The sequence below is a fragment of the Streptomyces sp. NPDC046759 genome (genome assembly GCF_040645475.1).
Taxonomy (GTDB): domain Bacteria; phylum Actinomycetota; class Actinomycetes; order Streptomycetales; family Streptomycetaceae; genus Streptomyces.
Window position 1 is genome coordinate 413,720 of sequence record NZ_JBEYYJ010000003.1, and the last position, 9,410, is coordinate 423,129.

A 9,410-nucleotide genomic window follows, 5' to 3' on the forward strand; every position below is an offset into this window, starting at 1 on the left:
CGCCGATGATCACAAGACAACGGCTGGCGGCGGGCGTCTGTGCTCTGCTCGCCGCCCTGGCGGCCGGGATCGCGTTCCCCGGCGGGGCCGTCGCCGACGAGACGCAGGCGGCCGCCCCGAAGGTCGAACTCGTGCTGGACGTCAGCGGTTCCATGCGGACGGCGGACATCGACGGCGGCACGCGGATGGCCGCGGCGAAACAGGCCTTCAACGAGGTGCTGGACGCCACCCCGCAGGAGGTGCGGCTCGGCATCCGCACCCTGGGCGCCAACTACCGCGGCAACGACCGCAAGGAGGGCTGCAAGGACACCGCGCAGCTCTACCCGGTCGGCCCGCTGAACCGGACCGACGCGAAGACCGCGGTCGCCACGCTGCAGCCGACCGGCTGGACACCGATCGGGCCCGCGCTACTGAAGGCGGCGGACGATCTGAACGGCGGTGACGGCACCCGCCGTATCGTCCTGATCAGCGACGGCGAGGACACCTGTCAGCCGCTCGACCCGTGCGAGGTGGCCCGGGAGATAGCGGCCAAAGGCATCGGTCTGACCATCGACACCCTCGGCCTGGTGCCGGACGCCAAGACCCGCGACCAGCTCAGCTGCATCGCCGACGCGACCGGCGGCACCTACACCGACGTACGGCACAAGGAGGAACTGAGCAGCCGCGTCGGGCAGTTGGTGGACCGGGCGGCCGATCCGGTGGTGACCCCGGTGGCCACCGCGGGCGCCGCGAGCTGTGAGAAGGCGCCGACGCTGAAGTCCGGGCTGTACACCGACCGCGAGGAGTTCGGGGAGCAGCGCTGGTACAAGGTCGACGTCGATCCCGGCAAGGAGCTGCGCGCCTCGGTGAGCGTGGCCGACGACCGTGCCGTGAACCCGGACTACGGGGTGCTGCTGCGGGCGGTGACCCTGCACGGCCGGGAGATCGTGCGCGGCGAGGCCGCCGGTACGGGCCGCACGGACGTGATCTCGACCGGTCTGCGCTATCCGAAGCCGCGCAGCGACGACGACAACGCGCCCGCGGAGACGGTGTGCCTGCAGGTCACCGACTCCTTCTCGGCCACGTCCGGGGTGAAGACCACGCCGGGTCTGCCGCTGGAGCTGACCGTAGACGTCGTGGACGGGCCGTCGGGCCATCACGACGTGGCCTCCTTCGGCCTCGGCCGGGGCTGGTGGCTGCTGGGTGCGCTGGTGCTGACCGGCTTCCTGGCGGGTCTGGTGTGGGGCTGGCTGTCGCGCTGGCGGGTCGCTGTCTGGAGGACGAACTGATGCGGACGACTCGTGTACTGGGCGCCGCGCTGCTGGCGCTGGGGCTCGCGGCCGGGCCGGCCGCGGCCGACTCCTCCCCCTCTCCGAGCGCCTCCGCCGACGGCGCGGCGCCCACCCGGGCGGGCACTTCCTTCCGTACGGCGACGGAGATCCGGCAGGGGCAGCAGGCCACCGCGTCCGGCTCCACCGGTGACTACCTGTACTGGTCGTTCCCCGCGGACACCGGGCAGCGGCCCACCGTCAAGGCGACGGTGAAGCTCCCCGCGACCCACGGGGCCGAGACCTGGCAGATCGACGTGTACGACGGACTGCGGCGCCGGCAGGCCTGCCAGTACGGCGCGGCGAGCCGTACGGCCGAGCAGGGGGCGTCCTCCGTCGACCTGGCGTGTGTGCTGCGCACCGTGCGCGGCTGGTCGGAGCCCTGGGCCGACGACCCGCTGCCGGGCACGTACTACGTCCGGCTGACGGCCGTGGACCTCGGTTCCGCCGACCTCGGCAAGCCGGTGAGCGCCGAAGTCCGGGCCGACTCCAAGGACATCGGCGGCGCGTCGGCGGTGGACGGTGCGCTGGGCAAGCCGCTGGTGCCCGGGATCGCCGTCAAGTCCGAGGCGGGCGGGGACGGTTCCGGTGCGAAGCCGGCGGTGCTGTCCAGCTTCGGCTCCGACGACGGCTGGTCCTCCGGATGGTGGTCCGACCGCTGGGTGTGGACCGCGATCGGGGGCGTGCTCGCGGCTCTCGCCGGTGTGGGCGGGTATGCGCTGACGCGGGGGGCGGGGCGGCCGCCCCGGGTGCCGCCGACCGTGTGACCCGTGTGCCGAAGGCCCGCCTCCCGGCGGGCCTTCCGCTTGCCCGGGCCCGCCGCGGGCGTCACCCTTTCCGCAGGGCCTCGGCCACGGGGCCGTCCCCCGTCACCGTCACCCGGCCCTCGCGTACCGCGTCCGGCAGACTCAGTTCGCCGCGGGCCACGGCCTCGCAGGTCGCCGCGTCCATCGACAGCCGGGCGTCGGCCCCGACCGGCGCCGGTCCGTCGCCGTACACCGGTCCGGACCCGGTGCCGGTCCAAAGGTGGAAGTCGCCTTCGTCCAGGCCGACTTCGACCAGACCGTCCGCTTCCAGGCCGCGCAGCAGCGGGAGCGCGAACCAGTGGGCCCGGACGGCGTCCGTGGGGCGCCGCTCCCCGAGCTCGGCCTCGCCCCACCTGCCGAGCGCCTGCAGCACCGGCAGCAACTCCCGGCCACGGCCGGTGAGTTCGTAGACATAGGCGGCACTCGGCGGAGGCAGCCTTCGCCGCGTGGTGAGACCGTCGCGCTCCATGTCCTTGAGCCGGGAGGCGAGGACGTCCGTGCTCACGCCGGGCAGATCCGCGTGCAGGTCCGTGTAGCGGCGGGGGCCGGCCAGCAGCTCCCGGACGATCAGCAGGGTCCAGCGGTCGCCGACGAGATCGAGCGCGCGGGCTGCGGAGCAGTACTGGTCGTAGCTTCGGCGTGGTGACATGCGGCGCAGTCTAGACAACTTGTTGGACTTTCCAAGCTCTCACTTGGTAAAACCAAGCAACACGAGTTTCCGGAGGGGCGCATGGAGTTCCGGCAGTCGAACAAGCTCAGCGAGGTCTGTTACGAGATCCGCGGCCCGGTGATCGAGCACGCCAACGCGCTGGAGGAGGCGGGGCACAGTGTGCTGCGCCTGAATACCGGCAACCCCGCGGCCTTCGGCTTCGAGGCGCCGGAGGAGATCCTCCAGGACATGATCCGGATGCTGCCGCAGGCGCACGGCTACACCGACTCGCGGGGCGTCCTGTCCGCCCGCCGCGCGGTCGCCCAGCGCTACCAGAACCTGGGCCTCGACGTCGGCGTCGACGACGTGTTCCTCGGCAACGGCGTGTCCGAGCTGGTCTCCATGGCCGTACAGGCGCTGGTCGAGGACGGCGACGAAATCCTCATCCCCGCCCCCGACTTCCCGCTCTGGACGGCCGTGACGACCCTGGCCGGCGGCAAGGCGGTCCACTACCTGTGCGACGAACAGGCCGACTGGAACCCCGACCTGGCCGACATGGCATCGAAGATCACGGACCGGACCAAGGCCGTCGTCGTCATCAACCCGAACAACCCGACGGGCGCGGTGTACCCGAAGGAGGTCGTCGAGGGCATCCTCGACCTGGCCCGCCGGCACGGCCTGATGGTGTTCGCCGACGAGATCTACGACCAGATCCTGTACGACGACGCGGTGCACCACTCGGCCGCCGCGCTCGCTCCCGACCTGGTCGTCCTGACCTTCTGCGGCCTGTCCAAGACGTACCGGGTGGCGGGCTTCCGCTCGGGCTGGCTGGCCGTGACCGGCCCCAGGCAGCACGCGAAGGACTATCTGGAGGGCCTGACCATGCTGGCCTCCATGCGCCTGTGCGCCAACGCGCCCGCCCAGTACGCCATCCAGGCCGCGCTCGGCGGCCGCCAGTCCATCCGCGAACTGACGCTGCCCGGCGGCCGGTTGCACGAACAGCGGAACGTGGCCTGGGAGAAGCTGAACGAGATCCCCGGCGTGTCCTGTGTGAAGCCCAAGGGTGCGCTGTACGCGTTCCCGCGCCTCGACCCCAAGGTGCACCGGATCCACGACGACGAGAAGTTCGTCCTGGACCTGCTGCTGCGCGAGAAGATCCAGGTGGTCCAGGGCACCGGCTTCAACTGGCCCTGCCCCGACCACTTCCGCATTCTCACCCTGCCGCACGCGGAGGACCTGGAGGCGGCGATCGGACGGATCGGACGCTTCCTCGGCGGGTACCGGCAGTAGCCGGCTTCGACCGCCGCTCTCCCCGGCCGGTTTCCGTACGTTCGCGCATCCGTGCGAAGATCACCCCGCACGACCCGGGGGGCCGGCACGCGCAGGCAGCCGCCGTACGCCCGCGGCGCGCGCCCGACCAGCGCCGCGCCGCCGCTCTCCCCGGTCCGGTTCCAGCAGACCAGGGGGGCACCGTTGTTCTCGTACCGAATACGCCGGACGTCCGTCGCCGTGCTGTGCGCGGCGGCGCTCGGAAGCGCCACGCCGGACGCGCGGGCCGGGACGCCCACGCCACCCGCGCCCTCCTCCGGGCAGGAGGCCCGGGACGCCGCACGCTTCTGGACCGCGCGGCGCATGGCGGACGCCGAACCGCTGGACGGCAACCGGGAGGCGCCGGGCGGGACCGGACCGTCGGCGGCGGTTGCGGGCCGCCCGCAGGGCACCCTGTTCCAGGGGACCCGTCTGGTCGGGACGTTCTTCGGGTCCGACGGGCCGGGCGGCAACACCTGGCACTGCACCGGCAGCGTCATCGACACGTCCGCGCGCAACGTCGTCCTCACCGCGGCCCACTGCGCCCTGAGCATGAAGGGCGACTACGTCTTCGTCCCGAAGTTCGTGCAGGGCGCCGGGCCCGACCAGCAGCCGTACGGCATCTTCCACATCCAGCACCTGTACATCGACCCCAGATACGTGCCCGACAGAGGGTCTTCGACCACCAAGAAGGCGGCCTCCGACCTGGACACGGCATTCGCCCGGGTCTCGGCCAACCAGCGCGGCCAGACCCTCCAGGACGCGGTGGGCGGCGGGCTCGTCTTCACCCGGCCGAAGGGCTACGCGCAGAAGAACGTCACCGTCGTCGGGTACCCCTCGTACGGGCACAACAACGCCGGGCAGGCCGTCAAGTGCACCGTGCCGACGACCCAGCTCCCGGGCTACCGGCAGCTCTCCATGACCTGCGGCGGCTACTACGGCGGGGTGTCGGGCAGCCCCTGGATCACCGACTACCAGGACGACGGCCGCACCGGGCACGTCATCGGCAACCTGGGCGGGTACAACGGCGGCGGCAACGACGCGAACGTCGACTACATCAGCTACGCCCCGGCGTTCGGCGACGCCGCCGCGAACCTCCTCGCGGACGCGGTGGCCGGCCAGGACCCGCCCACCGGACTGCCGCCGTACCACGGCATCCAGTTGCCCGGCGGTGGCGCCCGCTGGCAGAAGGCCGCGCTGATGGCCTGCGCGGACTACACCGGCGACGGCTTCGGCGACCTGCTCGTCGTCTGGTCCGACGGCGGGGTCACCCTGATCCCCGGCGACGGCCAGGGCGGGTTCGGGGCGGAGCGGCGGCTGCTGACGGCCAACTCCACCTGGACGCACGCCCGCAGCATCGCCGGCGGGACCTTCACCGGCGGCCGGCCGGGCCTGCTGGTGCGCTGGTCCGACGGCGAGGTCACGCTGTACCCGGACCTCGGACCCTCCGGAGTGGGCCGCGAGGTGCAGATGGCGAAGCCGAATTCCGAGTGGAAGGACGCCGTGCAGCTCACCGCCGGGCAGTTCCACGGCGCCAAAGGAGCGACCGATCTGCTGGTCCGCCGGTCCGACGGCAGCCTGGTCCTCTACACCCAGATCCGCGCCGGCTCCTTCGGCACCGGCAGACGACTCGTCGCGGCCAACGGCACCTGGACCAAGGCCGCGCTGCTGAGCGGCGGCGCCTACAGCGGAACCGCCGGGGCGGACCTGCTGGTGAGCTGGTCCGACGGCTCGCTCGACAGCTACTCCGGCGTCTCGGCCGCCGGGCTCGGCACCCGGTACCGGCTCAGCGGCCCCAACCGCACCTGGCAGCACGCCCAGGTCATGACGGCCGGCGACCTCACCTCCGACCACACCGGCAACGACCTGGTCGTGCGCTGGTCCGACGGCGAGACCACGCTGTACGCGGAGACCGGCGCGAAGACCCTGGGAACCGAGAACACCCTGGTCGCGCCCGCGAGTTGAACCGCGGACCCCGGCGGCAGGGCCGGCGGCGGCGCGGCACGGGGAATGCCCCGCACACGCGGCCGGCTGACGATCCCCGCAGGTGATCACTGAGCCGGACAGGGGGAAACGGGCATGGGGGTCGACGTCCACGGAACGGTGGCGGCTCCCGTTCCTCGGCGCCAGGACCTTCGGCCACAGCGGGGCGACCGGCTCGCCGGGCTTCGCCGACCCGTCGAACGGCATCGCGTACGCCTACACCCGGGGCCGCTTCGGATTCCCCTCCGGAGTGGGCGCCACCCCCCGGAGAACGGCCGTCTGGCGCAGTCCGTCCTGCGGGCGGCCGCCTCCCTGTGACACCGTACGGACAGGCGAGCGGGAAGGGCGCTGACGTGGGTGACCTCTTTCTCGTCCGGCACGGTGAGACCGAGTGGTCGCGGTCCGGACGGCACACCGGTTGGACCGACGTGCCCCTCACCGAGCACGGCCGCGAGGAGGCGCGCCGGCTGATGCCGCTGATCCGCTCGCACCACATCGGGGCCGCGTTCGTCAGCCCCCTGCAGCGGGCCCGGGAGACCGCCGAGCTCGTCGGGATCCGGGACGCCCGGGTCGACGCCGACCTGCGCGAGTGGGACTACGGCGGGTACGAGGGCGTGACCACCGTGGAGATCCAGCGCAGCCGGCCCGGCTGGTTCCTGTTCACGGACGGGGTCGCGCCGGGGCCGCCGGAGCATCCGGGTGAGACCCCTGAGCAGGTCGGCGAACGCGCCGACCGGATGCTGGCCAAGGCCGACGCCGCCCTCGGCAACACCGAGGGCGCCGTCGTTCTGATCGCCCACGGCCACTTCCTCCGCGTCCTCACCGCCCGCCGCCTCGGCCTGCCGCCCCAGCACGGCGCCCTCTTCCAACTGGCCACGGGCGCACTGTGCCGCCTGGGCACGGAACACGGACGGCCGGTGGTGGCGGGGTGGAACATCCGGCCGCGGGAATAGGGCCACCGGCGGGGATCCCGGCCACAGGAAGCCACCGGCGGGGGTCCGCGCACAGGGCCGCGTACCGAAGTACGCGGGGTACGCGCTCAGGGTCGCGCACGAGGGCAGCACACGGGGACGGGCAGGGGTGCCGCAGCCGCGGGCCGCACGCCGGGATCCGCACACGGGGCACGCGCACAGGGCTCGGCGGACAGGGCCGCGCACGGGGCCACAGCGCACGGGACCGCAGAGAGAGGCCGGCGGCAGCGGGCCGCGCAGTGGTTCCGTCCAGACGGCCCCCACAGGGATCCGCCCGCAGGCGCCCCACCCGGTGAGCCGCAGTGACGCGACCGCGTTGTCGTACCCGGGTCGTACTCTGCGAATGGGCCGTCCGACCGGCGGTCCGTGACGGGGGTACGGGACCGGGAGGAGGGTGTGGTGAGCCGACCGCCGACCGCCGCGCAGCGGCGTCTGATCGAGGCCGCCGATCCGGTGAGCGGGCGGCTGCGCGGCACGGAGGCGCAGCTCGCGGCGCTGGTGAAGCGGGGCCTGGCCTTCCGGCACCCTCGGTCGCCGCACGAGCACTTCCTGACCCCCGCCGGGCACCGGATACGGGAGGCGGTGGTGCCCGAGGTGACGGAGGAGCCCGCGCCGGACGCGGGCGTGTTCGCGGCGCGGGTCGGCGGTGAGGAGGCGCCGCCCTCGACGGGTCCGGAACGGCTGCGTGAGGTGCACAGCGCCTGGCAGGGGCTGCTGGAGCTGCGCCGGATGACCAACCCGGACGGCACGGTGGACCGGCCGTGCGGCTGGGAGCGGACGCATCTCGTCCGGGCGGCCGCGCTGGCCCTGGAGGCGGCCGGGCACCGCCCGGCGGGCGAGGCCGCGGAGGGTTACCGGGTGCGCGCCACCCCGCAGCCGGAGGCGGTCGCCGTGTATGCGCCGGACGCGGAGAGCCTGGCGGCCTGCGCGGCCACGCTGGAGCGCGCGGGCTGGCAGGCGGGCGAATACACCGAGCCCCGTACGAGGGTGCGCTATGTGCTGGCCTCACCACGGCGGGTGTGAGTGGCGTGACAGGATCGATCGACCGGATTCCGAACGTGGGAAGGGCGAACAGTGGCCGAACCGTTTTCCGTCCGTGTGACCGTCCGCGGCTATGAGACCGACACCCAGGGCCACCTCAACCAGGCCGTGTACCTCAACTACGCGGAGCACGCCCGTTGGTCGTTGCTCCAGGCGGCCGGGATAAGCCAGGCGCGGCTCGTGGGCACAGGTGTGGGTCCGGTCGCGCTGGAGACGACGCTCCGCTTCCGGCGCGAACTGCTCGCCGGCGACGAGGTGGATGTCACCTGCGAGTTCGAGTGGGGCGGCGGCAGGACGTTCCGCATCCGGCAGGAGATGCGCAAGACCGACGGCACTGTTGCGGCCGAGGTCAGCGCGGTGGGAGGCCTGCTGGACCTCAAGGAGCGCCGGCTGGTCGCCGACCCGCGGGAGGTGTTCAAGGAGCTGACGACGGACCTCGCTCTGTTCGGCTTGTAGGTTCCGTACTCGTGGGCGTGGGACGGGAGTTCGGCCTCCGTCTGAGGGGGACGAGCTGCCGGGGTCGCCCCTGAGCCGGCTTCCGTCCCCCCGGTGGGCGTCCCGCCCCGCTCGTACGTCGCCGGCCGGCTGCCCGCGCTCGCCCCGCGTCAGGCCGCCTCCCGGCGTAGTGGCACCGGTACCTGGTTGAAGCCGTAGTACAGGGCGAGCAGCCCGTGGGCGGCCAGGGTGAGGGGCGCGGAGACGAAGGCGAGACCCACCGTCAGGGGGTAGCCGAGGGAGCCCAGGGCGAAGCGGGCCCGGGTCGCCCGGGCGGCCACGGTGTCCACGCGTGCGTCGAAGAGGTGGCCGGTGCGGGTGAGGTGCCACCACAGGGCCTGGAAGGTGAGGGCCATGGCGACCATGACCAGGCTGTAGACCGCGGCCGCCGCGTGCGAGGCGGCGTCCTTGCGCAGATACTCGGCGAGCATCGCGGTCGGCCAGGGCACGACGGCCACGACCATCAGCACCAGCAGGTTCAGGAACATCAGCGGCCGGTCGACCCGGGCGACGTAGCTGAACAACTGGTGGTGGTTGACCCACATGATGCCGATGACCAGGAAGCTCACCGCATAGGCGGCGTACGACGGCCACTGCGCGCCGATCGCCTGCCACAATCCGCCGTGCGCACCCTCCTCGGGGACCTTGATGTCCAGGACGAGCAGGGTGATGGCGATGGCGAACACCCCGTCGCTGAAGGCCTCGACGCGGCCGGACTCGTTCATGGGCATGCGCCCAAGAGTGCCGCATGCGACGGCGCGGGGGTGTGGGGGGGCCGGAACCCCGCGCGGGTGTCATTTGGTGGGGTGGCCCCTGTTCGCGGGGCTGGTGGTGGCGGTGCCGGGGTTTG

Annotated in this window: 9 protein-coding genes; 7 read left to right on the forward strand and 2 right to left on the reverse strand. The window is 72.9% G+C overall.

Translation table 11 applies throughout. The annotated features are described in order from the left end of the window. The first annotated feature begins 5 nt into the window (after positions 1 to 5). Positions 6 to 1,268, forward strand: coding sequence for a VWA domain-containing protein (locus tag ABZ919_RS06625; RefSeq protein WP_361243458.1), 1,263 nt, complete (start codon positions 6 to 8; stop codon positions 1,266 to 1,268). Beyond that, positions 1,268 to 2,074: a hypothetical protein gene (locus tag ABZ919_RS06630; RefSeq protein WP_361243460.1), complete on the forward strand. Its 807-nt coding sequence runs from the start codon at positions 1,268 to 1,270 to the stop codon at positions 2,072 to 2,074. The genes ABZ919_RS06625 and ABZ919_RS06630 overlap by 1 nt, the downstream gene beginning before the upstream one ends. Before the next feature lie 61 nt (positions 2,075 to 2,135). Here ABZ919_RS06630 and ABZ919_RS06635 read toward each other — a convergent pair whose 3' ends face one another. Further along, positions 2,136 to 2,762: a winged helix-turn-helix transcriptional regulator gene (locus ABZ919_RS06635; protein WP_361243462.1), complete on the reverse strand. Its 627-nt coding sequence runs from the start codon at positions 2,760 to 2,762 to the stop codon at positions 2,136 to 2,138. An 81-nt stretch (positions 2,763 to 2,843) separates the two neighbouring features. On the opposite strand from ABZ919_RS06635, the gene ABZ919_RS06640 reads away from it, so the two are divergent. From ABZ919_RS06640 to ABZ919_RS06660, 5 genes are all read left to right on the forward strand, one after another. Continuing rightward, a complete protein-coding gene (locus ABZ919_RS06640) occupies positions 2,844 to 4,052 on the forward strand; it encodes a pyridoxal phosphate-dependent aminotransferase (RefSeq protein ID WP_361243464.1) in 1,209 nt (402 codons plus the stop codon). A gap of 183 nt (positions 4,053 to 4,235) precedes the next feature. After that, positions 4,236 to 6,035 (forward strand): trypsin-like serine protease, encoded by a 1,800-nt coding sequence (locus ABZ919_RS06645; protein ID WP_361243466.1) that lies wholly within the window; start codon positions 4,236 to 4,238, stop codon positions 6,033 to 6,035. Between the two features lie 371 nt (positions 6,036 to 6,406). Further along, positions 6,407 to 7,006 carry a histidine phosphatase family protein gene (locus tag ABZ919_RS06650; RefSeq protein ID WP_361243468.1) on the forward strand — a complete coding sequence of 200 codons (600 nt, stop codon included), beginning with the start codon at positions 6,407 to 6,409 and terminating at the stop codon, positions 7,004 to 7,006. 417 nt (positions 7,007 to 7,423) lie between these two features. Further along, positions 7,424 to 8,047, forward strand: a complete 624-nt coding sequence (locus tag ABZ919_RS06655) for a hypothetical protein (RefSeq protein WP_361243470.1) — start codon at positions 7,424 to 7,426, stop codon at positions 8,045 to 8,047. A 51-nt stretch (positions 8,048 to 8,098) separates the two neighbouring features. After that, a complete protein-coding gene (locus ABZ919_RS06660) occupies positions 8,099 to 8,521 on the forward strand; it encodes an acyl-CoA thioesterase (RefSeq protein WP_361243472.1) in 423 nt (140 codons plus the stop codon). Positions 8,522 to 8,670: 149 nt separating this feature from the next. Here ABZ919_RS06660 and ABZ919_RS06665 read toward each other — a convergent pair whose 3' ends face one another. Then, positions 8,671 to 9,291 carry a TMEM175 family protein gene (locus ABZ919_RS06665; RefSeq protein WP_361243473.1) on the reverse strand — a complete coding sequence of 207 codons (621 nt, stop codon included), beginning with the start codon at positions 9,289 to 9,291 and terminating at the stop codon, positions 8,671 to 8,673. Positions 9,292 to 9,410 lie beyond the last annotated feature (119 nt).